Source organism: Streptomyces sp. NPDC102270 (genome assembly GCF_044766405.1).
In the GTDB taxonomy this organism is placed as follows: domain Bacteria; phylum Actinomycetota; class Actinomycetes; order Streptomycetales; family Streptomycetaceae; genus Streptomyces.
Genome location: NZ_JBIWLX010000027.1, coordinates 45,872 through 69,399, shown reverse-complemented (window position 1 = coordinate 69,399; position 23,528 = coordinate 45,872). Strand labels below are relative to the sequence as shown.

The 23,528-nt window shown below is 69.7% G+C and carries 18 protein-coding genes and 1 other RNA gene; 8 read left to right on the top strand and 11 right to left on the bottom strand.

Features of this window, described 5'->3' with window-relative positions; genetic code table 11:
• The 7 genes from ACIRP7_RS40705 to ACIRP7_RS40675 all read left to right on the top strand — a co-directional run.
• Positions 1 to 263, top strand: a 263-nt coding sequence (locus ACIRP7_RS40705; RefSeq protein WP_403670543.1) for a hypothetical protein, incomplete at its 5' end; no start/stop codon positions are given.
• Positions 264 to 815: 552 nt separating this feature from the next.
• A complete protein-coding gene (locus ACIRP7_RS40700) occupies positions 816 to 2,108 on the top strand; it encodes an ABC transporter substrate-binding protein (protein WP_403670541.1) in 1,293 nt (430 codons plus the stop codon).
• Positions 2,105 to 3,049, top strand: a complete 945-nt coding sequence (locus ACIRP7_RS40695) for a carbohydrate ABC transporter permease (RefSeq protein WP_403670538.1) — start codon at positions 2,105 to 2,107, stop codon at positions 3,047 to 3,049. The genes ACIRP7_RS40700 and ACIRP7_RS40695 overlap by 4 nt, the downstream gene beginning before the upstream one ends.
• Positions 3,046 to 3,870 (top strand): carbohydrate ABC transporter permease, encoded by an 825-nt coding sequence (locus ACIRP7_RS40690; RefSeq protein WP_403670535.1) that lies wholly within the window; start codon positions 3,046 to 3,048, stop codon positions 3,868 to 3,870. The genes ACIRP7_RS40695 and ACIRP7_RS40690 overlap by 4 nt, the downstream gene beginning before the upstream one ends.
• 13 nt (positions 3,871 to 3,883) lie before the next feature.
• The gene (gene yicI / locus ACIRP7_RS40685) at positions 3,884 to 6,133 is read left to right on the top strand and encodes an alpha-xylosidase (protein WP_403670532.1); all 2,250 of its coding nucleotides are present in this window, start codon (positions 3,884 to 3,886) and stop codon (positions 6,131 to 6,133) included.
• Positions 6,133 to 7,137 carry a LacI family DNA-binding transcriptional regulator gene (locus ACIRP7_RS40680; protein WP_403670529.1) on the top strand — a complete coding sequence of 335 codons (1,005 nt, stop codon included), beginning with the start codon at positions 6,133 to 6,135 and terminating at the stop codon, positions 7,135 to 7,137. The genes yicI and ACIRP7_RS40680 overlap by 1 nt, the downstream gene beginning before the upstream one ends.
• A gap of 79 nt (positions 7,138 to 7,216) precedes the next feature.
• On the top strand, positions 7,217 to 7,618 hold the full coding sequence (locus tag ACIRP7_RS40675) for a nitroreductase family deazaflavin-dependent oxidoreductase (RefSeq protein WP_403670526.1): 402 nt from the start codon (positions 7,217 to 7,219) through the stop codon (positions 7,616 to 7,618).
• Positions 7,619 to 7,667: 49 nt separating this feature from the next.
• On the opposite strand, the gene ACIRP7_RS40670 is transcribed toward ACIRP7_RS40675, so the two are convergent.
• The 7 genes from ACIRP7_RS40670 to ftsE form a co-directional block, all read right to left on the bottom strand.
• On the bottom strand, positions 7,668 to 8,270 hold the full coding sequence (locus ACIRP7_RS40670) for a hypothetical protein (protein ID WP_403670523.1): 603 nt from the start codon (positions 8,268 to 8,270) through the stop codon (positions 7,668 to 7,670).
• Between the two features lie 14 nt (positions 8,271 to 8,284).
• A complete protein-coding gene (locus ACIRP7_RS40665) occupies positions 8,285 to 13,195 on the bottom strand; it encodes a ricin-type beta-trefoil lectin domain protein (protein WP_403670521.1) in 4,911 nt (1,636 codons plus the stop codon).
• Positions 13,196 to 13,453: 258 nt separating this feature from the next.
• Positions 13,454 to 13,840: a transfer-messenger RNA gene (gene ssrA, locus ACIRP7_RS40660) on the bottom strand.
• Positions 13,841 to 13,948: 108 nt separating this feature from the next.
• Positions 13,949 to 14,491 carry an SsrA-binding protein SmpB gene (smpB, locus tag ACIRP7_RS40655; RefSeq protein ID WP_352391203.1) on the bottom strand — a complete coding sequence of 181 codons (543 nt, stop codon included), beginning with the start codon at positions 14,489 to 14,491 and terminating at the stop codon, positions 13,949 to 13,951.
• A gap of 100 nt (positions 14,492 to 14,591) precedes the next feature.
• Positions 14,592 to 15,764 (bottom strand): S41 family peptidase, encoded by a 1,173-nt coding sequence (locus tag ACIRP7_RS40650; RefSeq protein WP_403670518.1) that lies wholly within the window; start codon positions 15,762 to 15,764, stop codon positions 14,592 to 14,594.
• Between the two features lie 68 nt (positions 15,765 to 15,832).
• On the bottom strand, positions 15,833 to 16,750 hold the full coding sequence (gene ftsX, locus ACIRP7_RS40645; protein WP_403670515.1) for a permease-like cell division protein FtsX: 918 nt from the start codon (positions 16,748 to 16,750) through the stop codon (positions 15,833 to 15,835).
• Between the two features lie 42 nt (positions 16,751 to 16,792).
• Complete coding sequence (ftsE, locus tag ACIRP7_RS40640) at positions 16,793 to 17,482, bottom strand: cell division ATP-binding protein FtsE (RefSeq protein WP_352391116.1); 690 nt, start codon at positions 17,480 to 17,482, stop codon at positions 16,793 to 16,795.
• 236 nt (positions 17,483 to 17,718) lie between these two features.
• On the opposite strand from ftsE, the gene ACIRP7_RS40635 reads away from it, so the two are divergent.
• Positions 17,719 to 17,910, top strand: a complete 192-nt coding sequence (locus tag ACIRP7_RS40635) for a hypothetical protein (protein ID WP_403670512.1) — start codon at positions 17,719 to 17,721, stop codon at positions 17,908 to 17,910.
• A 133-nt stretch (positions 17,911 to 18,043) separates the two neighbouring features.
• On the opposite strand, the gene ACIRP7_RS40630 is transcribed toward ACIRP7_RS40635, so the two are convergent.
• The 4 genes from ACIRP7_RS40630 to ACIRP7_RS40615 form a co-directional block, all read right to left on the bottom strand.
• Positions 18,044 to 18,697 (bottom strand): hypothetical protein, encoded by a 654-nt coding sequence (locus ACIRP7_RS40630; protein ID WP_403670509.1) that lies wholly within the window; start codon positions 18,695 to 18,697, stop codon positions 18,044 to 18,046.
• Positions 18,698 to 18,990: 293 nt separating this feature from the next.
• A complete protein-coding gene (prfB, locus tag ACIRP7_RS40625) occupies positions 18,991 to 20,097 on the bottom strand; it encodes a peptide chain release factor 2 (RefSeq protein ID WP_403670506.1) in 1,107 nt (368 codons plus the stop codon).
• Positions 20,098 to 20,166: 69 nt separating this feature from the next.
• Positions 20,167 to 21,423: a serine/threonine-protein kinase gene (locus ACIRP7_RS40620; RefSeq protein WP_403670503.1), complete on the bottom strand. Its 1,257-nt coding sequence runs from the start codon at positions 21,421 to 21,423 to the stop codon at positions 20,167 to 20,169.
• Positions 21,424 to 21,528: 105 nt separating this feature from the next.
• Complete coding sequence (locus ACIRP7_RS40615) at positions 21,529 to 23,238, bottom strand: serine/threonine-protein kinase (RefSeq protein WP_403670591.1); 1,710 nt, start codon at positions 23,236 to 23,238, stop codon at positions 21,529 to 21,531.
• Positions 23,239 to 23,528 lie beyond the last annotated feature (290 nt).

Sequence of the window (23,528 nt, the reverse complement as noted above, 5' to 3'; positions counted from 1 at the left end):
CGACCTCACCCGAACAAGACGCCTCCACGAACGACACCGGCGAGCACACCGGCGACGGTGAGACCGCCCTACGGCATCCCCGTCACGACAGCCACGGCCACCCTGACGACCAACCTCACCCGAACAAGACGCCTCCACGAACGACACCGGCGAGCACACCGGCGACGGTGAGACCGCCCTACGGCATCCCCGTCACGACAGCCACGGCAGCCCTCACCCAGACGAGACGCTTCCACGAGCGACACCGGCGCGCAGACCTGTGACGGCGGCCACCGCGCCCTAAGGCCCCCCCACACAACAGCCCCAGCAGCCCGACGACCGCCCTCACCCGAACAGACCCACACCGGCCTGGCCCCCACCGTCACCGCCCCCTCCCAGCACCGCCCGCGGAAACCCGGCCGGCGGCTGGACAGCGGCCCACCTGTCACCGACGGCGGCCTACGGCATCCCGGTCCCGGCAGCCGCGGCAGCCCTGACGACCGCCCTCACCCGAACAAGACGCCTCCACGAACGACGCCGACGCGCAGGCCCGCCCCTGTAGGGACCGCGCCCTACGGCAACCCCGCCACGATCACCCTCACCCCGACAAGACCCACCACAGCCCGCCCCCCACCCACCGCTCCGACGATCGCCCCCTCCCCCACCCCATCGTCGAATCGCTTCACCCGATCCTGCATAACCCATTGACGACCTTCAAAGCCCCCACATACCTTCCTTCGTCGAAGCGCTTCGACAGGGGTCGTCGAATCGAGTCGAATCGACGACCCCTGCCCGGTGCGCGCCCGAAGCACCATCCGACTCCCCGGAGGTACGGGATGTTGACGGCACGAAGGCGTGTGGTGGGGGCGGCGGTGATCCTGAGCGGATCGCTGCTGCTGACAGCCTGCGGGGGCCCGGACAGCGGGTCCTCCGACGGGAAGACACTGCGGCTGTGGCACTACGAGGGTCCGACCAGCGCGATGGGCATCGCCTGGAAGGAGGCGATCAAGGAGTTCGAGGCCACGCACCCCGGCGTGAAGGTGAAGTTCGAGGAGAAGAGCTTCGACCAGATCCAGAAGACCGCCCCGATGGTCCTCAACTCCTCGGACGCACCCGATCTCATGGAGTACAACAAGGGCAACGCGACCGCGGGTCTGCTCTCCAAGCAGGGCCTGCTCACCGACCTCACGGAAGAGGCGGCCAAGCGCGGCTGGGACAAGAAGCTCAGCCCGAGCGTCCGCACCACCAGCCTCTACGACACCAACGGCGTGATGGGCTCCGGCAAGTGGTACGGCGTCCCCAACTACGCCGAGTACACGCTGGTCTACTACAACAAGGACCTCTTCAAGAAGTACGGCATCGCCGAGCCGAAGACGTTCGCCGAACTGACCGCCGCGATGGACAAGTTCGTGGACGAGGGAGTCACCCCGCTGGCCAACGGCGGCGCCGCCTACCCGGCCCAGCAGTACCTGTACCAGCTGGCGCTGTCGAAGGCCGACCGCTCGTGGGTCGACGCCTACCAGCTCTACAAGGGCAAGACCGACTTCCATGACGCCGCCTGGACCCACGGTGCCGAGACCTTCGCCGACTGGGTCAAGAAGGGCTATTTCAGCAAGAGTTCCAGCGGCCAGAACGAAGAGGCCGCCGGTGTCTCCTTCACCTCCGGCAAGGCGCCGATCCTGTTCTCCGGCAGCTGGTGGTACGGCCGCTTCAAGACGGAGAACAAGTTCGACTGGGGCACCTTCCGCTGGCCCGACTCGAAGCTCACCCTCGGCTCCGGCGGCAACCTCTGGGTCGTACCGAAGGGTTCGAAGAACAAGGACCTCGCCTACGACTTCATCGACATCACCATGTCGAAGAAGATCCAGAACCTGCTCGGCAACTCCGGTGGCGTGCCCGTCGCGGCCGACGCCTCCGCCATCACCGACCCCCAGTCCAAGACCCTGATCGACGACTTCAACACCCTCTCCAAGAACGACGGCCTGGCCTTCTACCCCGACTGGCCGGTCCCCGGCTTCTACGACGTCCTCGTCTCCGGAACCCAGAAGCTGATCACGGGCAGCGAGAAGCCCGACAACTACCTCAGCGATCTCCAGGACGCCTACGACAAGGGCGCCCCGAAGCAATGACGGCGACCGTCGAACGCAGTGCGCGGACGGTCGGCAAGGGCAGCACCCCACAGCCCCCGCGCCGACCCCGCGACTCCTACGCCCTCTTCCTCCTGCCGGGTGCCCTCGCCTTCCTCGCGGTCATCGTCCTGCCGTTCGTGATGAACACGTACGTGAGCTTCACTCACTGGCAGGGCGTGGGCTCCCCCGAGTGGTCGGGACTGGCCAACTACCGGGAGCTGATGGACGATTCCGAGTTCTGGGCGTCCTTCCGGCACAGCCTGTTCATGGTCGTGGCGATGGCGGCGATCCCCACGGCCCTCGGACTGGTCCTCGCCTCGGCCCTGTTCGACTACGTCGGCAAGCACTTCGGGTCCAGAACAGCCGCCGTTCTCCGCGCCTGCTTCTACCTCCCCCAGGTGCTGCCGATCGCGGTCGCCGGCATCGTCTGGAGCTGGATCCTCGCCCCCGACAACGGCTCCCTGAACGCCCTCCTCAAGGCGATCGGCCTGGGCAGCTGGCAGCAGGACTGGCTGGGCGACCCCGACCTCGCCCTCTACAGCGTCATGGGCGTCATGGTCTGGGTCCAACTCGGCTTCCCTCTGGTCATCTTCATGGCCGGCCTGCAACGCGTCGACCCGCAGCTGCACGAGGCGGCCGAACTGGACGGCGCCGGCTGGTGGCGCCGCTTCCGGCACATCACGCTGCCCCAGATCCGGCCGGAGATCTACGTCGTCCTCACCTGGTGCTCGATCGCCGCGCTCAAGGTGTTCGGCGCGGTGTACGTGCTCACGAAGGGCGGACCCGGCGGCGCCACCGACGTGCCGTCCTACTTCTCCTTCACCACGTTCTTCGAGAAGACGCAGGTCGGCTACGGCGCCGCGATCTCCACCGTGCTCACCGTCATCATCCTCGCGCTCTCCCTGATCGGTCTCAGGCTCCAGGAGAGGACCGACGCATGACCACCGCCCTGCGCCGCTACCCGGTGCTGATCGCCCTGTGCATCGCGGCCCTGTTCATGATCGTGCCGTTTCTCATCGTCACGGTCAACGCGTTCAAGTCCCCCACGGAGTACGCCCAGAACGGCCCCCTCAGCCTCCCCGACGGCCTGTACACGACCGGCATCAAGGACTTCTGGGAACGCGTCGACTTCGGGCAGAAACTGGTCAACTCGGTACTGATCAGCGGCTCGGTGGCGGTACTGGCAGTGATCCTGTCGGTCCTGAACGCCTACGCGATCGGCATCGGCCGTATCAAGGGCCGCACCTGGGTCCTCGCCTTCTTCGTCCTGGCGAACATGCTGCCGCAGGAGGCGCTGGTCTACCCGGTCTACTACCTGAGCAAGGAAGTCGGCCTCTACGACACCCGGTTGAGCGTGATCATCGTGTTCACGGTGATCCAGGCGGCCTTCGGCACGTATCTGCTCTCCGCGGTCCTCGGCCAGTTCCCGCGCGAGATCCTGGAGGCGGCCCGGATCGACGGCGCGAACAAGTGGCAGGTCCTGTGGCGGATCGTCGTCCCCGTCAGCCGCCCCACCCTCGGTGTGCTGCTGGTCTTCTTCTTCATCTGGACCTGGAACGAGTTCCTGCTCCCCCTGGTCATGCTGATCTCCAACGACAACCAGACGGTGTCGGTGGCCCTCGGCGTCCTCCAGGGCCAGCGCCTGATGGACGCCACGATGACCAACGCGGCCGCCCTGCTCGGTGTGCTCCCCGCGATCGTGTTCTTCCTCGTCTTCCAGCGAACCCTCACCCGCGGTATCGCCGTGGGTGCCGTGAAGTAAGGACCCCCCACAGATGAAGTTCACCGACGGCTACTGGCTGCTGCGCGAGGGCGTCACCGCCGCCCATCCGGCGCAGGTCCACGAGGTCGCCGCGACGGACGGCCGGCTGGACATCCTCGCGCCGACCCAGCCCATCCGCCGCCGCGGCGACCTGTTGAAGGGACCGGTCGTGACGATCAGCGCCCACGCCCCGATACCCGACGTCATCGGCGTCACCTTCACCCACTTCGAGGGCGAGCAGCCGCAGGGCCCCCAGTTCGAGGTGCGGAAGGAGGACGTCACGGCGCACACGGAGTACGACGAGGAGCACGCCACCCTCACCTCCGGCGCGCTGTCGGTCCGGGTGGCCCGCACCGGCACCTGGCAGGTCGACTTCCTCGCGGGCGGCCGGCTGCTGACCGGCAGCGGCCCCAAGGGCATGGGCATCATGCGGGACGCCTCGGGCGCCCACTACCTGCGCGAGCAGCTGGGCCTCGGCGTGGGCACCTCGGTGTACGGCCTCGGCGAACGCTTCGGGCCGCTGGTGAAGAACGGCCAGGTCGTCGACATCTGGAACGCCGACGGCGGCACGGCCACCGAACAGGCCTACAAGAACGTCCCGTTCTACCTCACGGACGCGGGCTACGGCGTCTTCGTCGACCACCCGGGCAAGGTCTCCTTCGAGGTCGGTTCGGAAGCCGTGTCACGGGTTCAATTCAGCGCTGAGACGCAGGAGTTGACGTACTACGTCATCTACGGCCCGAGTCCGAAGGAGATCATCCGCAAGTACACCGCCCTCACCGGCCGCCCGGCCCTCCCGCCCGCCTGGTCCTTCGGCCTGTGGCTGTCGACGTCCTTCACGACGTCGTACGACGAGGAGACGGTGACGAGCTTCATCGAGGGCATGCGGGAGCGCGAACTCCCGCTGTCCGTCTTCCACTTCGACTGCTTCTGGATGCGCGAGTTCAACTGGTGCGACTTCCAGTGGGACCCGCGGGTCTTCCCCGACCCGGAGGGCATGCTCGCGCGGCTGCACGAGCGGGGCCTGCGGGTCTCCGTGTGGATCAATCCGTACATCGCCCAGAGGTCCCCGCTGTTCGCGGAGGGCAAGGCGCTCGGTCATCTCCTCAGGCGCCCGGACGGCAGTGTCTGGCAGTGGGACCTGTGGCAGCCCGGCATGGCCCTGGTCGACTTCACCAGCCCGGCCGCGCGCGACTGGTACGCGTCCAAGCTGGAGGCGCTCCTCGCGCAGGGCGTGGACTGCTTCAAGACCGACTTCGGAGAGCGGGTCCCGCTGGACGTGGAGTGGTCCGACGGCTCCGACCCGGAGCGGATGCACAACTACTACACCTACCTCTACAACCAGACCGTCTTCGACGTGCTGCGCAAGCACCGCGGCGAGGAGGAGGCGGTGGTCTTCGCCCGCTCGGCGACCGCGGGCAGCCAGCAGTTCCCGGTGCACTGGGGCGGCGACTGCGAGGCGACCTACGAGTCGATGGCCGAGTCGCTGCGCGGCGGTCTGTCGCTCGGTCTGTCTGGCTTCGGCTTCTGGAGCCACGACATCGGCGGCTTCGAGGGCACCCCGACCCCGGCGCTGTTCAAACGCTGGCTGGCCTTCGGGCTCCTCTCCTCCCACAGCCGGCTGCACGGCAGCTCCTCCTACCGGGTGCCGTGGCTGTTCGACGAGGAGTCCGTGGACGTCCTGCGGCACTTCACCCGTCTCAAGCTGCAGCTCATGCCCTACCTCTACGAGGCCGCCCGCACCGCCCACGCCGAGGGCGTGCCGGTGATGCGGGCGATGGTCCTGGAGTTCCCGGACGATCCCGGGTGCGCGCACCTGGAGCGGCAGTACATGCTCGGCCCCGACCTGCTGGTCGCGCCGGTGTTCAACGACGCGGGCGAGGTCTCCTATTACGTCCCGGAGGGCACCTGGACCCACTTCGTGACCGGCGAGACGGTGACCGGGCCGCGCTGGGTGCGCGAGAAGCACGACTTCCTGAGCGTCCCGCTGCTGGTCAGGCCGGGCGCGGTGGTCCCGGTCGGCGCGGTGGACGACCGGCCCGACTACGACCACGCCGACGGCGTGACCCTGCGGGCGTACGGCCTCGGGCGGGGCGAGCAGGTCACGGTACGGGTCGGCGAGGTCGCCTTCACCGTCGTACGCGAGGGGGACACGCTGCGGGCGTCGTGCTCCGACCCCTCGGCGCCCTGGAGTCTGGCGGCCTCGGGCAGGACAACGCGGGCGCAGGCGGGCACCGGCTTCCTCTCGCTGGAGCTGGGCTGATGGTGAAGATCACGGACGTGGCGCGGCGGGCCGGGGTCTCCCCCAGCACCGTCTCCTACGCCCTCAGCGGCAAGCGCCCGATCTCCGAGGAGACCCGGCAGCGGGTCGAGGACGCCGTCCGCGAACTGGGCTACCGCCCGCACGCCGGCGCCCGCGCCCTGGCCGGCCGACGGTCCAACATCCTGGCACTGGTCGTGCCGCTACGGGCCGGAATCCACGTCCCGACCGTGATGCAGTTCGCGGTGTCGGTGGTGACGACGGCCCGGCGGCACGACCACGACGTGCTGCTGCTGACCCAGGAGGAGGGCGAGGACGGCCTGACCCGGGTCGCGGACACGGGGCTGGTCGACGCGCTGATCGTGATGGACGTCCAACTGGAGGATCCCCGGCTGCCGTTGCTGCGGTCGCTGGACCTGCCGTCCGTGCTGATCGGCTTCCCGGCCGCCCCGGAGGGTCTGACCTGCGTCGACCTCGACTTCAGGGCGGCGGGCGAGGCGTGCGTGGAGCATCTGGCGCGGCTGGGTCACCGCGCGGTGGCCCTGGTCGGCTCCCCACCGGAGGTCTATGTCCGCCGCACGGCCTTCGCCCAACAGGTGGTCCAGGGGTTCACGGCCGCCGCGGACCGCAGCGGGATGTCCTCGGCCGTCCACCCCTGCGAACCGGGCGGCGCCCGCGCGGTGGCCGAGCAACTCCTGCGGGAACAGCCCGCGTTGACGGGCGTGGTCATCCACAACGAGGCCCTGCTGGAGCCGCTGCTCGACGCCTTCGAGCACCTCGGCCTACGCGTCCCGGCCGACCTGTCCGTCACCGCGATCTGCCCCGACGAACTCGCCGAGTCGGTCCGCGTCCCGATCACCTCGGTGGCACTGCCGTCGGAGGAGCTGGGCGCGCGGGCGGTGGACCTTCTGATGAAGAAGCTGGCCGGGACGGCCGTACCGGAGTCGACGTTGCTGCCACCGAGGATGACGGAACGGGCGAGTACGGGGTGGCGGACGGTTGCCTGACCGTTGGGGTTACCGGTATGCGGGGGTCGCCCTATCGTGAGGAGCCTGACGGCACACTCTCCGTGGGGAGTCGATCGCGATGCGCGTCTATCTGAAACCACCCTGGATGCAGCGCCACGTGGCCAACCGGCTCGTCCCGTTGTTCCAGCGGTCGATGATCTCCCGCCTCACCGTCAAAGGCCGCCGCTCGGGCCGCGAGCGCACGGTCCCGGTGGCGGTCCTGGACCACGAGGGCGAGCGTTACCTGGTCTCCTACCGCGGTCTGAGTGACTGGGCACTGAATCTGCGCACGACCTCCGAGGGCCGGCTGAGCAACCGGGGCCGCGCGGAGGACATCACCGTGGAGGAGGTCCCGGAGGCGGACCGCCCGCCCCTGCTCGCCGCCTACCGCGAGCGCTACAGCGGCATGCCCACGGTCACCGGAGTCCTGGACGCGCTGCCGGACCCGGCGGACCATCCGGTGTTCCGGATCCGCGCCTGAGGGCCCTGCCTTCCACGGGGTGTGGACGGCAGGGCCCTCGGGCCGTGCTCTAGTCGCCGGAGACCAGGAACTCGACGTTCTGCACCACGAACTCACCGTAATGCAGGGCCGATCCGAAGCCTTCCAGCCTCTTGTACTGCTCCTCGGACAACGACGCGCCAGGGGCGTACTCGACCACCCTCAGCAGTACCCGCAGTGCCAGCTCCGGGGTGCACTCGTCAGCGCAGTCGACCAGCGCCCGGCGCACCTCGGCGGTCAGGAACCCCATCTGCTCGATCTCGGCGACGATCCCGTCCCGGTGGGTCAGACCGTCGTCCGTGTCGGCCCCCGTGAGCGGGCGGGTCTCGGCGTTCGCTGACAGCCAGGCGTCGCACACGTCGATGACCGTCCGCGTCCACTCGGCACCCGTCGTCTGCCGGAAGCTCGGGCCGTACTGCGAGCCGGCCGTCCACAACACCTCCAGCGTCTGCGACGGAAGGCCGTCGAGGAGCGTCCGGGCGTCGCGACGCACCGCCAGGGCGTACTCCCCGGCCCCGTCCGGCAGGCGCCGCGCGACGAGTTCGGCGGGGGTGTCCGCCTCGTAGGACCAGTCCTGGTGGAAAAAGCTCATCACCCACGGGACCCCGAAGTCGAACTCGGTGAAGCGCTGCACAGCGGGTCGCCTCCTTACTTCGGGTAGCAGGTCTGTACGTAGTAACCCAGGGGATGTTTCGCCTGGCCCTCCACCTTGGGTGCCCGCACGAGCTTGATGAAGAAGCCGTTGCCTGTGGCCTTGGGAGCGGCTCGGCCGTTGTCGTAGTAGACCGTGCCGAGGGAGTTGTTGCGCCCGAAGGTACCCGACCACGTCAGCTCGTTCGTCCTGTTCTCCGCCATCCACTTCTGGATCCTGTCCGCGTTGTTGGCCAGGGCGTAGTCGACGACCTGCTGCGCGGTCTGCTGGTCGATGAACACACTGTTCGGCGTGTCGTAGCCGTTCTTGACCGTCTTGTCGTGCGCGATCGCCTCCGCGTCCGCCCTGTTGGGGCGCACGTGGTCCTTGAGGGTGTGCGCCTGGCTGGGGAAGCTGGCCTCGTCCAGGATGAGGTCGCTGCAGTTGTGCACCAGGACCGGGGTGCCGCCTGCCACCGCGTAGAACGTGTGCAGTCCGGACACGGTCAGGTCGTACACCGTCTGCGGTGCCAAGGCGTCGCGGTCGAGCACCGTGGCCACCGTGCGCAGGCTTCCGCCGGGGGTGCGCAGGCTGTCGCCGGGACGCAGGCCGGACGCGAGGGTCCAGCCCCGGCCGGTGACGAAGAACTTGTGACCCGAAGTGCTCGTCAGGCTTCCGCCGACCGCCAGTGTGATGTCCACCAGGTCGGTGGAGGGGTGGGAGAAGGTCCGGGTGACCGGCTCGCCCCGGGTGCTTCCGCTGTCGGGGTCGGTGGCCAGGAGCCGGTCGCCGAACCGCACGTCACGGATGTCCTTGCGGCTGCCGTCGGCCAGGACCACCTGGGTGTCACCTGGGAAGCTGTTGCGGATGCAGGCTGTGCGCGCCTCCTCGTACGTCCGTGCGCTGCGCTCGATCGCGGACAGCGCGCGGGCGTCCACATCCAGGGCCCGCAGCGCCTTCAGGGCGTCGGCGACCCCGATGCCGGCGCGCATCGCGGCGTCCACCGCACGGATCGCCTCGGTGACCTTCGCGATGGGGCCTCCCAGCGGCAGCCAGGTGGCGGCCCAGGCGCAGTCACCGTAGCTGCCGCCGTCGTCGGCCGTGGTGATCTTGTGATAGCAGCCGGTGAAGTCACCGATGATCGAGTCGAAGATGCCTTTCCACAGGTCCTTGGTCGCCTCCCACGAGGAGATCTTGACCTTCTTGCTCAGATCCGTGAATGTCTTCGTCTTCAGGAACTGCGTGTCCGCCGCGGGGCAGCCGGACTCGGTGGCCGGTGCCTCCGGGTTCAGACACAGGTAGTAACTGACTGTCGCGTCGAAGTGCACCTCGAACACCAGGTCGCAGGGAAGGCGCGAGCAGTCGTCCGGCAGCCGCTGCGGGTCCCCCCGCTGCTTGATGTCGTCGATGACGGAGAACACCCCGCCGATCCCGGTCCCGGCGCCCGCCTGCACCTGGCTGTTGGCGTCGTTGCGTGCCGCCTGGTCGGCCGCCTGCTGCGCCGACTCCGCGTACTTCTGCGCGTCCTTCGCCGCCTCTTCCGCCGCCGTCGCCTCGGCGTCCGCTCGGTCGGCCGCCGCGCGGGCGTCCTTGGCGGACTGCTCGGCCGCAGCCGCGGCCGTGCGGGCGGCCTCGGCGTCGAGGGCCGCCTGGTCGGCGGAGGAGCGGGCGTCGGCCGCGTAGGTCTCGGCGTGGTCGGCCGCCTGGTCGGCGGCGGCCGCGTCCTCGGTGGCCTGGCGGTCGTACTCCTTCGCGCGGGCCAGGGAGGCCTGGGCGTCTGCCGCGTACTGGGCTGCCTCGGCGGCGTAACCCAGCGCCTCCTTCGCCGACCTGCGGGCGTCCGCCGCGAACCCGGCGGCCTCCGCGGCCAGCGTGTACGCCGCCTTCGCGTCACCGGTGGCCGCTGCCGCGAGGCTCGCCGCCTGGGCCGCGTTCTTCTGCGCGTTGGTCGCGTGGGCCTCGGCGACCGCCCGCTGCTGCTCGGCGATCGTCTTGGACGACTGGCCCGACAGGACGGCGAGGCCCGCGGCCGAGTCGGTGGTGACGTACGGCGCGCCCAGCTGGATCGCGTCGTTGGCCGGGGCGGCGACCTGCTGGGCCGCATTGCCGGCGTCCTCCGCCGCTTGGGCGGTGGTGTAGGCGTGCCCGGCCGCGTCGGCCGCGCCGGCGACCGCCTTGGCGGCCTCGGCCTTCGACGCGTCGGCCTGCTTCATGGCGTCGGCGGCGTGCTTCTCCGCCTCGTCGGCCAGCTTCACGGCCGTACGGGCGGCTGAAGCGGACGCCTCGGACGCCTTGATGGCGTCGGCGGCCGCGCTGGTCGCCGTACTGACGGCCGCGTCGGCCCTCAGCTTGGCGGCCTGGGCCCCGTCCGCGTCGGAACGGGCCCGCCGGGCGGCGGCCTCCGCGCGGGTGGCGGCGGCGTCCGCGTCGGCCGCGGCCTGGGTCGCCGCGTCCGCCTCGGAACGGGCCGAGCGTGCTGCCGACTCCGCGTCGTCGGCGGCTTTGTCCGCCTGGTCGGCGGCGGCGCGGGACTCCGTGGCGTCCGACGCGGAGTCATGGGCCTCGGCGTAGGCGTCCTTGGCGGACGCCTTGGCACGGGCCGCGTTGGCCTGGCTCTCGGCGTCCCACGCGTCGTCCCGCTTGCCCTTGGCCCGGTCCCGCGCGCCCTCGGCGTCCTGCCGCTTGGCACGGGCGGTGGACTCGGCGGTCTCCGCCCGGCCCTTGGCCTCCTGGGCGGTCTGCGCGTACCCCTGCGCGTTCTGCTTGTGCTGAGCGGCTTCGGCCTGCTTGGCGGCGGCGGTCTCCTTCTCCGCCTTCGCCGTCGCCGCCTCGGCCTCCGCCGCGAGCCGCTTGGCGTGCGCGTCGGCGGCGGCCGCCTTCGCGTCGGCCTCGGCCTTCTGCGTCTCGGTGAGCTTCGCCTTCGCGAGGTCCCGGGCCGTCTTCGCGGTCTGCGCCTGCAGGGCGGCGGCGTCGGCGGCGGCCTTCGCCTGGGCCCTGGCCTCGTTCGCGGCCGCGGTACGGAAGGCGGCCTTCGACTGCGCGGCCTGCGTCACGGCGCGGGCGGCGATGGTCGCGCTGTCCCCGGCGGCTGCGCGGGTGGCCGCGTAGGCGGTGTCGCCGGCTTTGGCGAGCGCGTCCAGCGCGGCCGACGACGCCTTGGTGACCTGCGCCTTCTGCTGTCCGACGAGCAGGCCGCGGCCGCGCGGGGCACCCGCCTTGTCGGCGATGCCGTACGCCGCCGTCAGCGCGGTGTCCGACGTGGTGGCGGCCGTCTTCGCCGTCGCGCCCTGGGCCTTGAGCAGGTCGACCTGCTTCTTCGCCTCGGTCTGGGCGTCCGTGACGCCCTTCTTCGCCTTGTCGAAATCCGCCTTGGTCGGGTAGCCGAGGCGGTCGGCGCCCTGGTGCCCGGACGGAACGATGTCGAACTTCTGCGCGTCGGTGCCCTTGCAGTCCCACATCCGCGTGTCGCGCCCCTTGTCGTAGGCAGCGAGATCGAGGCAGTTGGCGGTGACCGGGTTGTACAGGCGTGTGGTGCCGTGGGTGTCGTACTGCCACTGCTGCGCGGGGCTACCGTTGCACGTCCAGATCCTCAACGCGGTGCCGTTCGCGGAGTCGGCTCTGGGCACGTCCAGGCACTTGCCGGAGTTGTCGTGGACCAGGGCGTTGTCGCTGTCGCTGATCCGCCACTTCTGCCCGGCACTGCCGTTGCAGGTGTAGATCTGGACCGGCGTGCCGTTGTCCGTCTTGTTGTTCCCGACTTCGAGGCACATGTCGGCCGCGCCGTGGGCGTGGACGACCATGGGGCTGTTGCCGATCCAGCCGGGTCCGCCGGCCGACCAGTAGTCCTGCCAGCGGACCAGATGGTCGGCGCGCCAGGACAGCCCGAGCAGCTCGCCGAGCGCCTTGGAGCCGGCGGCGAGGGCCTTGGTGGCGGTCTTGTTGGCGGTCAGGATCTGGTTGCGCGGGGTGGCCTGCGCGGCGATCTCCTGCTGCCACTCGGCGGAGGCCGCGGCGACCTCCTTGCCGAGCACCTTGTTCGGGTCGACCGGGGTGCTCCAGGCGCAGGAGGCGAACCGGCTCTTCAGGTCCTCGACCGCGATGCGGTACTCGACGCTGCCCGGCTCGGGCGCGGAGCGCGGGAAACCGCCGTACGACAGGAAGAGCCGGGCGTTGTCGGCGGCCATCGGCTCCGGGGACCAGTTCAGCAGGCGGTCGTAGGCCTTGTGCTCCTCGTACTCCTGAGTCCAGTCGGGCGCGTTCGGGTCGGGGTCGCCGCCGTACAGCGGGTCGCCCAGGTCCTTGACCGCCTTGACGGTGGCCTCGTCGGCCTTCGGGGGCAGGTCGCGGTAGAAGTCGCCCTCGTCCTTCCAGAACTGCTCCCAGATCCACCTGTAGATGCCGGTTTGCTGAAAGAAGTTGAGGCCGTCGTCACCGCTCGTCCCGGGCGGCCACTCGAAGTCGGCGACCGACTTGAAGCCGCCGGGTGTGGGCAGACCGGAGATCTCGAAATCACGCATGTGCTCGAAGAGCGCCGAGCCCTCTTTGTCAGCGGCGTTCCTGTCCTGCTCGTACGCCGTCGACAGCGGAGTGTCGTTCCAGTACTCCCGGTTCGCCGCGGTGTGCAGTTTGTCCGGCGTCTGGTTCAGTCCGTCCTGGGCGACGCCGAACATGGCCGGGCCGCCCATCCGCAACACCTCGCCCAGCCGGCACTGGTCCTCCCGGAGCTGTTCGGCGGCCTTCGCGTCGAAGCCGTCGTAGCTGTCTCCGGCGTCGGCCACGGAAGCCATGTCCTCGGCCGCGTACCGGCTGATCAGTTCGGGCTGTACAGCGACTGAGCCGATGAGGCCCACGGCGACCGCGGACGTCAGCAGCGGTGTCAGGAGCTTGGATCGCGTGCGGGCACGCGTGAAGAGCCGATATCTCGGCATGGTGGTTGTCCTCCCCGTGGCGACGGTGTTCCCCCGGTCGCCGGTGTACGCGCCCCATGGCGGAGTGGTCGGCTCCGTCCGGCGCGGCGCTCACCTTAGACATACGTGTCGGGTGCAGGACAAGAGTTTTGTGGGTTACATGTGGGAAACATGTGAAGCTCGGGACGGTCCGGACAGCCCAGGACAGGGCATGACGAAGGCCCCGCAGCCGTGAAGCTGCGGGGCCTTCGCCCACATGGGGGTTGTCCCCGGAGGGACGAGTGGAGATGGCGGGAATCGAACCCGCGTCCAACGGTGCAGAACCAGGGCTTCTCCGTGTGCAGTTCGCTGCGATTTTCTCGGCCCCGGCGATCACGCGAACAAGTCGCCGACGGGCCCAGTCACTGTTTGGTTTCCCATCGAACCCCGTGACCGGGCTCGATGGTTTAGTCCCCTAAATTATGCCAGGATCCGGGTCGGGAACACTCCCGGGCTGACACCCGTTAGGGCCTTCGCTCACTGCTTATTAGGCAGCGAGGGCGAAGACGCGGGAATCGCTCTTGGAATTGGCGATTATTGGTTGCGACATATGGTTTACGAGATCATTGCCGCTTCCTCGACACGCTTCCCCTGCCTCAACAGCCGCTGTCGAAACCGATCATCCCCATGTTGTGTTGTCAATCAGCACACCGACCGCGGCCGGTGTTGACTCCATCGTACGTGACCAACGCACGTCGATGCCACCGTATTCCCGGCGCGTCCAGGGCCCCTGACCTACTGGCCCCGCTCCTTGCGCTTCACCGCCGCGATCGCTCGGTCCGACTCCCGCCGGTCCTGCTTCTCCCGCAGGGTCTGCCGCTTGTCGTACTCCTTCTTGCCTCGCGCGAGGGCGATCTCGGCCTTGGCCCGGCCATTGGTGAAGTACAGGGCGAGGGGCACGATCGTGTGACCCGTCTCCTGGGCCTTCGTCTCCAGCTTGTCGATCTCCTCGCGGTGCAGCAGCAGCTTGCGCTTGCGGCGCGCGGAGTGGTTGGTCCAGCTGCCCTGGCTGTACTCGGGGATGTGGGCGTTGTGCAGCCACGCCTCACCGCCGTCGATCTGGACGAACCCGTCGGCCAGCGAGGTCCGCCCCTGGCGCAGCGACTTCACCTCGGTGCCGGTGAGCACGATCCCGGCCTCGTAGGTGTCGATGATCGCGTAGTCGTGCCGGGCCTTCTTGTTCTGGGCGACCAGCTTGCGCTTGCCCCCCTTCTCCCCGTCCTGCGCCTTGCCGCCCCCGCCACCCTGCTTCGGCTGGGACTCCTTCGGTACGTACATTCCCTTGCTCATAGTGCTGACCATTTTCGCACTAGGGAGGGGGGCCGGGGCCAGCCCTTAATCGAGCGGTGCGCAGACCACCGACACCGGGGACGACCGTCTAGGCGCCGAGCCCCGCGATCACCGTCTCCGCCTGCTGAAGGGCCTGATCGTCCGCCTCCAGGTCAGGTGTGATCCCGCGCCCGTCGACGCCTCGCCCCGACGGAGTCCTGTAGTGCCCCACCGTCAGCTCGGCCACGGAGCCGCCCGGCAGCGCGCTGGGCATCTGCACCGAGCCCTTGCCGAACGTCCGCGACCCCACGACCACCGCCCGCCCCCGGTCCTGGAGGGCCCCGGTGAGAAGCTCGGCCGCGCTCATCGTCCCGCCGTCGACCAGCGCGACCAACGCCCTGCCGGTGTCCCCACCGGGCTCGGCGTGCAGGGCCTGCTGCGATCCGTCGACGTCGTAGGTCGCCACCAGTCCCCCGTCGAGGAAGGCGGACGCCGTGGTGACGGCCTCAGTGACCAGCCCGCCGGAGTTCCCGCGCAGGTCGAGAATGATCCCGCCGCCGGCCGGGGCCTGCCGTACGGCGTTCCGGACCTCGTCCCCGACGCCCTTGGTGAACGAGTCGATCCTGATGACGGTGATCCCGCCGGCGAGCTCTCGAACGGCGACCGAGTCCGTGGACAGACGGGCACGCCGGACGGTCTGCGTCCACGCGCGTGTGCCGCGCTCGAGGCCGAGCCGGACCGCCGTACCGGCGGCCGCGTCCGTGGCGTCGCCGCGCAGTAAGGAGACCACCTCGGTGACCGGATGCCCGTCCACCCGCTCCCCGTCGACACTGCGCAGCCGGTCGCCCTCGCGGATCCCGGCGGCGGCCGCGGGCGAGTGGGAGCTCACCCTGGTCACCTCGATACGGCCGTCCCGCTCGCGCCGCGCCCGCAGGCCGACGCCGGTGTACCGGCCGTCGAGGGCCTCCTCGAACTCCTCGTACTCGCCCCGGGAGTAGACGGCCCCCCAGCGGTCTCCGCTGCGGCTGACGGCACGCGCGGCGGCCTCCACGGGGGACGCGCCGTCGGCCATGGCCTCCTCGGCCGCCTCGGTCACGTCCTCGTGGTGACCCGCGGGGGCGACCGAACGGGCCGCGTCCGACGAGGACTTGGGGTCGCCGCCGTCGGCCTCGGGGAAGGAGCCGGTCGCCGCGCCGGCCACCAGCACGCTCGCGAACACCAATGTCAGGGCGGCCCCCCGGCGGATGCGGCGGGGCTGACAGAACAGATCTCGGCCCGACATGCCGGTGAGTCTAGGACAACGCAAGAGGGCCGCACGGCCGGTTGACCGTACGGCCCTCTTGGCATGCGTCACACCTTCAGGTACTTGCGCAACGCGAAGAACGCGGCCAACGCGGGCATCAGCACGCTCGCGGCGAGGATGAGTGGCAGCTTCGTCAGAACGGCGTCCCAGCCCACGAAGTTGATCAGGTTGAGCTTGGAGGCCAGGGCCATGCCGTGATCGACGGTGAAGTACCGGCCGACGACCAGGAAGACACAGGCGAGCCCGCCGCCGATCGCGCCGGCGACGGCGGCCTCCATGATGAACGGCGCCTGGATGTAGAAGCCGGACGCGCCCACGAGCCGCATGATCCCGGTCTCCCGCCGACGGCTGAACGCCGAGACACGCACCGTGTTGACGATCAGCAGCAGGGCGACGATCAGCATGAGCGCCATGACGCCCAGCGCGGCCCGGTTCATCAGGTTCAGCATCGTGAAGAGGTTGTCCAGGATGCCCTTCTGGTCCTGCACGGACTGCACGCCGTCCCGGCCGTTGAACGCGGTCGCGATGACCTGGTACTTCTCCGGGTCCTTCAGCTTGATCCGGTACGACTCCTGCATCTGGTCCGGGGTGAGGGACGCGGCCAGCGGGGAGTCGCCGAACTGCTCCTTGTAGTGCTTGTACGCCTCGTCCTGCGTCTCGTGGATGACCGTCTCGACGACCGACATCTTCTTCAGGTCGGCAAGGACGCCCTTCTTCTGGTCCTCGGTCACCGCGCCCTTGGCGCAGTTGGGGTCCGACTCGGCGTCGCTCTTGTTGCAGAGGAAGATCGAGACGTTGACCTTGTCGTACCAGTAGCCCTTCATGGCGCCGACCTGGTCGCTCATCAGGAGCGATCCGCCGAACAGGGCGAGCGACAGGGCGACGGAGACGATGACCGCGAACGTCATCGTCAGGTTGCGACGGAGACCGACACCGATCTCGGAGAGTACGAACTGGGCGCGCATGGCGTCTTCTTCAGGCCTTTCCGGGGACTCTTCGAACGGCGGTCAGTGCTGGTATCCGTAGACGCCGCGTGCCTGGTCGCGGACGAGACGGCCCTTCTCCAGCTCGATGACGCGCTTGCGCATCTGGTCCACGATGTTCTGGTCGTGGGTGGCCATCAGGACGGTCGTGCCGGTCCGGTTGATCCGGTCCAGCAGCTTCATGATGCCGACGGAGGTCTGCGGGTCGAGGTTGCCGGTGGGCTCGTCGGCGATCAGCAGCTTGGGCCGGTTCACGAAGGCCCGGGCGATCGCCACGCGCTGCTGCTCACCACCGGAGAGCTCACCGGGCATCCGCTCCTCCTTGCCGCCGAGCCCGACGAGGTCGAGCACCTGCGGCACGGACTTGCGGATCTCGCCCTTCGACTTGCCGATGACCTCCTGCGCGAAGGCCACGTTCTCGGCGACCGTCTTGTTGGGCAGGAGCCGGAAGTCCTGGAACACCGTCCCCAACTGGCGCCGCATCTGCGGCACCTTCCAGTTGGACAGACGGGCGAGGTCCTTGCCCAGCACGTGCACCTGTCCCTGGCTGCACCGCTCCTCGCGGAGGATCAGCCGCAGGAAGGTGGACTTTCCGGAGCCGGAGGACCCGACGAGGAACACGAACTCGCCCTTCTCCACTTCCAGGGAGACATCCCTGAGTGCGGGGCGGGTCTGCTTGGGGTAGACCTTGGATACGTTGTCGAATCGGATCACGGATGCACCACGGTAGGCCGGGGGTAGATGAGCGTGACCATACGCGAACCGGGTGCGCGAGCGCAGGCGCCGGTTCGGGTTGCGTATTGCTTGGGCGGTTTTGTGCCCACCTGGGAACCCCGGCTCCGGCAGCGCACAGGCGACCCCTGGTGGAACCTGGCACAGTAGGGAGGGGAACGTTCTGGGACCCGGAACCGTTCTCCCTGTGGAACACATTCGCAAGAAGGGTGACGCGCATGACGTACGACCGCCTGGTGTGCGCAAACTGCGCGGCACCCGTGAGCGAGGGCCGGTGCCCGGTGTGCCGCGCGAACCGCGACCGGCTGCAGCAGGACAATCCCTTCGCGGGTCTGAACCCGACGGCCCTGATCGCCCTGCTCGCGATCCTGATCGCGACGGTGGCACTGCTGGCGCACCAGACCGCGTAGGCGGCGGTCGAGGGCATACGGGCCGAGGACTACGGGCCGAGGACATACGAAGGGCCCGGAGCGGACTCGCTCCGGGCCCTTCGCCGTTCAGCATGCCCACGCTAGGCAGGCGTGCGACTACCTGGGGTCACCGTCAGGCGGCAGCGCCACCACGGCCGCCCGCCAGACGCGGCAGCAGGCGGAAGCCGACACCGCCGGCGATCATCGTGGCGGCACCGATGACCAGGAAGGCGGTCTGACCGGCACCGGTCTCGGCGAGCTCCTGCCCGTTGCCCTGGGCCGACGTGTTGGACGTGGTGTCCGCGCCGGTGTCGGTGAGGGCCGAGGAGCCCTCTTCCTGGACGGAGGTGTTGGAGCCGCCGTCGGGGTCGGTGTTGCTGTTGCCGCCCCCGGCGTTGCCGTTGCCGTTTCCGTTGCCGTTTCCGTTGCCATTCCCGTTACCGTTGCCGTTCCCGTTACCCGGGTCGGTCGGGTCCTCGGTGGGCTCGGTGGGCTCCTCGGTCGGGTCCGTGGGCTCCTCGGTGACCGGCGGCGTCACCGGGTCCGTCGGAAGATCGGTCGCCGGGTCCGTGGGGAGTTCGGTGACCGGGTCGGTCGGAATCTCCGTGACCGGGTCGGTCGGGTCGTCGCCGAGGCCGGAGTCGACGTTCACGCCGACCCCGCTGTCGCCCACGCCCACGTTGATCTCCAGCGCGGAAGCAGCGCCGGCAGCAGTCAGCGAGGCACCGGCCGCGATCACGGCACCGGCGGCTATGCGCGCGATCCGGATCCGCGTCTTCTTCGTCATGTGGTTGCTACCCCCAGTAGCTCATCGTCAATGAGGCGGCGCTCGGGGCCGTGATCGACGGGAGAAGGTAGCGGTTGCTCAAGTCCCCCGGTTCACATGCGCCCCAGAGATACGCATGCCACGCTTTACCCTTCCCATTTTTCAAAGCAACGTCAAGGCCGTTGCGGGCGCGATGTCCCGGTAAGGGCCCAATGCCGGGGAAAGCGGTCTGTGAGTGTGATGTAAAACCCAGACATAAAGCAAACTGCCGCCCGGCGGGCGGCAGTTGCAGAACGGTGGTCAAGTCGACAAAGTTACTTCTCCTGCTGCTTGCGCCAGCGAATTCCGGCTTCGAGGAAGCCGTCGATCTCGCCGTTGAACACAGCCTCGGGATTGCCGACCTCGAAGTCGGTGCGCAGGTCCTTGACCATCTGGTACGGGTGCAGGACGTACGAACGCATCTGGTTGCCCCAGGAGTTGCCGCCGTCGCCCTTGAGGGCGTCCATCGCGGCCTGCTCCTCCTGGCGGCGCCGCTCCAGCAGCTTGGCCTGGAGGACGTTCATCGCGCTCGCCTTGTTCTGGATCTGCGAGCGCTCGTTCTGGCAGGAGACGACGATGCCGGTGGGCAGGTGGGTCAACCGGACCGCGGAGTCGGTGGTGTTGACGCCCTGTCCGCCGGGACCGGACGACCGGTAGACGTCCACGCGCAGTTCGGACTCGTCGATCTCGATGTGGTCGGTCTGCTCGACCACGGGGAGGATCTCGACGCCCGCGAAGGAGGTCTGGCGGCGGCCCTGGTTGTCGAACGGCGAGATCCGCACGAGCCGGTGCGTGCCCTGCTCGACCGAGAGCGTCCCGTAGGCGTACGGCACCTGCACGGCGAAGGTGGTCGACTTGATGCCGGCCTCTTCGGCGTACGAGGTCTCGTAGATCTCGGTCTTGTAGCCCTTCTGTTCCGCCCAGCGCAGGTACATCCGCTGCAGTTTCTCGGCGAAGTCGGCGGCGTCGACGCCACCGGCCTCGGCGCGGATGTTGACGAGCGCCTCGCGGGAGTCGTACTCGCCGGACAGGAGGGTCCGGACCTCCATCTCGTCGAGCGCCTTCTTGACGGAGACGAGCTCGGTCTCGGCCTCGGCACGGGTGTCCGGGTCGTCCTCCTCCTCGGCCATCTGGAACAGCACGGAGAGGTCGTCGATGCGGCCGCGCAGCGCGTCCGCCTTCCTGACCTCCGCCTGGAGGTGGGACAACTTGCTGGTGATCTTCTGCGCCTCGTCCGGGTTGTCCCACAGGGACGGCGCGGCCGCCTGCTCCTCGAGCACGGCGATGTCTGCCCTCAGCTTGTCGAGGTCCAGAACGGCCTCGATCGACTCCATGGTCGAGGAGAGGGACTTGAGCTCTTCGGATACATCGACGACTGCCACGCCCTCCAGCCTAACGGCTGTGGCAACCGACCTCGCCCGTGCGCCCGCCGTCACCCAGGGCCACGCCCCTCAGGGGGAGGCGGGCGCCGAGTTCTTCGTGTCCTGCGGTGACGCTCCCGCGTCGTCGCCGGATGTGGCCGCCCATATCCCGGCGCCCGCCGCCGCGACCAGCACCAGTCCCGCGATCCCCACGACCAGCCTCCGCCGCCGTGTGGTCGCCCGGTGCCGCGCGGATCCCGGCCGCGGCGCCCCGGCGGGCCTCGGCACCCGGGCGGTCCCCCGCGCGCCGCCGGCCAGCTCGTCAGGGCCCGGCACCCTCATCGAGGTGTGCGTGTCCCGGTTGGAGTCGGCGGGCTTGGCGCCCGGCACCAGCGGCACGGCTCCCCGGCGCGCCGGCCGCCCGGAGGACACCGGTTCCCCGTCGGAGGCCGCCGTCGGCGCTTCCCCGTCCGGCTCCTCCTCCTGCTCCGTGTCCGGTTCGTCCACGTCCAGCGGGGGCATCCCGGCCAGCAACGGCAGCAGTTCCCGCAACCGCGTCCCCAGCTCGGACGCCCGCAGGCGGGAGGCCGGTGCCTTGGCCAGACACTGCACGATCAGCTGCCACAGCTCGTCGGGGATGCCCGGAAGCGGAACCACCGTCTCCGTCACATGCCGCCGCAGCACCGCCCCGGGATGCCCGCCCCCGAACGGTGTGAACCCGGCCAGCAGCTCGTACAGGACGGTCGCCAGGGCGTAGATGTCCACGGACGCCCGCGGCGGCAGGCCCTCGACGATCTCCGGTGCCAGATAGTCCGGCGTCCCGATGATCTTCGTGGCCCGGGTGCGCCGCGGCGAGTCGATGAGCTTGGCCACACCGAAGTCCGTCAGCAGGGCGGGATGCGCGCCCCCGGGGCCCAGCGGCCCCTGCATGTCCAGCAGGATGTTCTCCGGCTTCACGTCCCGGTGCACGACCCCCTTGGCGTGCGCGGCGGCCAGCCCGTCCGCGACATCCGCCACGATCGCCACCGCCGCCTCGGGGGCGAGCCGCTTCTCCCGGTCGAGCCGGGTGCGCAGATCGGTGCCCCGGACCAGGTCCATGACGAGCGCGAGGTCGTTGCCGTCGACCACGAGGTCGCGTACGGAGACCACGTGGGGGTGCTCCAGGCCCAGCAGAGCCGTGCGCTCCTGGACGAAGCGTCCGACGAGTTCCTGGTCGGACGCGAGATCCTCACGCAGCAGCTTGACGGCGACGGGACCCTCGGGGCCCTCGCCCAGCCACACCGTGCCGGCGCTGCCCCGCCCCAGGATCTGGTTGGCGGTGTACCGGCTGCCGATCTTCCGTGCCAAGGCTGCTCCTACAGACGCGTGTTGTCGCTAAAACTACGCGCCGGAAGAGCCAACCTTCACCGCGGAGACGGAAATCACCCGCTGGGTGTCGACAAATCCCCAGAGTTACTGCTGACCTGAGGAGTTTCCGCCCAGATCCCCGATCCACTTGCTGACGGTGTCGATGATGTCCCCGATCTGCTGCCAGTAGCCCTTGCCGGTGCCGATCCAGTCCTGCAGCGGGCTCAGCTCCCAGATCAGCCAGCTCGCGACGAAGAGGATGACGATCGTGAACAGACAGCCCTTGAGGCAGCCCAGACCGGGGATCCTCATCCGGTTGGCACTGCGCTGCCGCGGCTGCCGGGGCTCGCGCACGGGGCGCTCGGGCTGCGGCGGGGGCGCGTACCGCTGCGGCTGCTGCTGCGGGGCGTACTGCTGGGGCTGTTGGGGCTGTTGGGGCTGCTGCGGCTGACGGCCGTAACCGCCCTGCGGCGGCCGTTGCGGGGGCCGCTGCTGCCGCTGGGGCGGCTGCTGCTGCGGCCTGGCGACCTGCCGCTGGGGGCGGCGGCGCAGCGGGTCCTCGTTGGGGTCGAGGTACTGCACCTGGGTCTGTTCGTTGCGGTCACGGGCCGCGCGCAGCTGGTTCTGCCAGGGGTGCGGGTCCTCGGGCCCGCCGGGCTGCTGTCCCTGCTGCCCGTACTGGCCCTGTCCGGGCTGTCCGGGCGGCACCGGCGGCATGACGGCCGTCGGATCGGCCGCGCCGCGGTGCGGGAGTACGGCGGTGGGGTCGGCGGCGCCGACGGGGTTCCCCGGACCGGTGTGCGGCAGGAAGCTGGTCGCGGCGTTCGGGTCGTAGGCGCCCGCGCCGTGCGGCAGCACCTGCGTCGGGTCGGCGGCGCCCGGGGTGTCCGGCACGGCGGCCGGGTCGGGGTCGGGGAGCAGCAGCGCGCCGACGTTCTCCGCCGCGGCGATCTGCGCGGAGTTCGCGTGCACGCCGATGCCCTCGGCGACGACGCGCAGCCCGCGCGCGAGGTTCTCGGCGCTGGGGCGGCGCTCCGGGTTCTTGCTCAGACAGCGCTCTATGACCGTCCACAGCGGGTCGGGGACCGTGGAGGGGCGGCGCGGCTCGGCGCTCAGGTGCTGGTGCAGGACTTCGAGTGCGGAACCGCCGGCGAACGGCGGACGGCCGGTGACCAGCTCGTACAGCAGGATGCCGGCGCCGTAGATGTCGACGGCGGAGGTCTGCGGGCGGCCCTCGGCGGACTCGGGCGCGACGTACGCGGGCGTGCCGACGAATTCCTGGGTCCGGGTCAGGCCCGGGGAGTCCGCGAGACGCGCGATGCCGAAGTCGGTCAGGAGGGGGTGCATCTGGCCGCCGTGCTGCCTCAGCAGGACGTTGGCGGGCTTGAGGTCGCGGTGGACCACGCCGTCGGCGTGGCTGGCGGCGAGCGCGTCGGCGATCTGGGCGGTGATCAGGGCGGCGCCGACGGGGCTGAAGGGGCCGTTCTCGCGCAGATAGCGGTGCAGGTCGGGGCCCTCGACGAGGTCCATGACCAGGGCGAGCAGATCGCCTTCGACGACCAGGTCGCGCACCCGCACGATGTTGGGATGGGTCAGCCGCAGCAGGACGGAGCGCTCGCGCAGGAACCGCATCACGATGTCCGGGTCGCTCGCGAGCTCCTCCTTGAGGACCTTGATCGCGACGGTCTCGCCGGGCTGTCCCGGTACGGCGGCCTCGGCGCCCGCGGTCTCCCGCTGGCGGGCACGCCACACGGTCCCCGTGGCACCGCGTCCGAGCGGCTCCTCGAGGAAGTACTTGCTGCCTACCGGCCGCACGTCATGCACTCCCTGCTGCTGGCTGTCGTTCCGACCCACTGTAGTGCCGCTCCTCACGGCACTACGTAAGCGCTGCCAAGCACGTTCGAAGGAAAGACGCTCCGTCCGGGTCCCTGGTTGCCGGACGTGGACGTGACCGATCTCAAGTGATCACCGGCGCAGCAGTGGTCAGGCACTTTTGGGGGCAGAGCTGACCAATCAAGATCACTTGCCCTCGGGCGACGGGCGCGTTGTCAGTGTCAGGTGCGAGGATGCGTGCAGTACTGGCCGATGGTGCTCGTGCGGGGTGG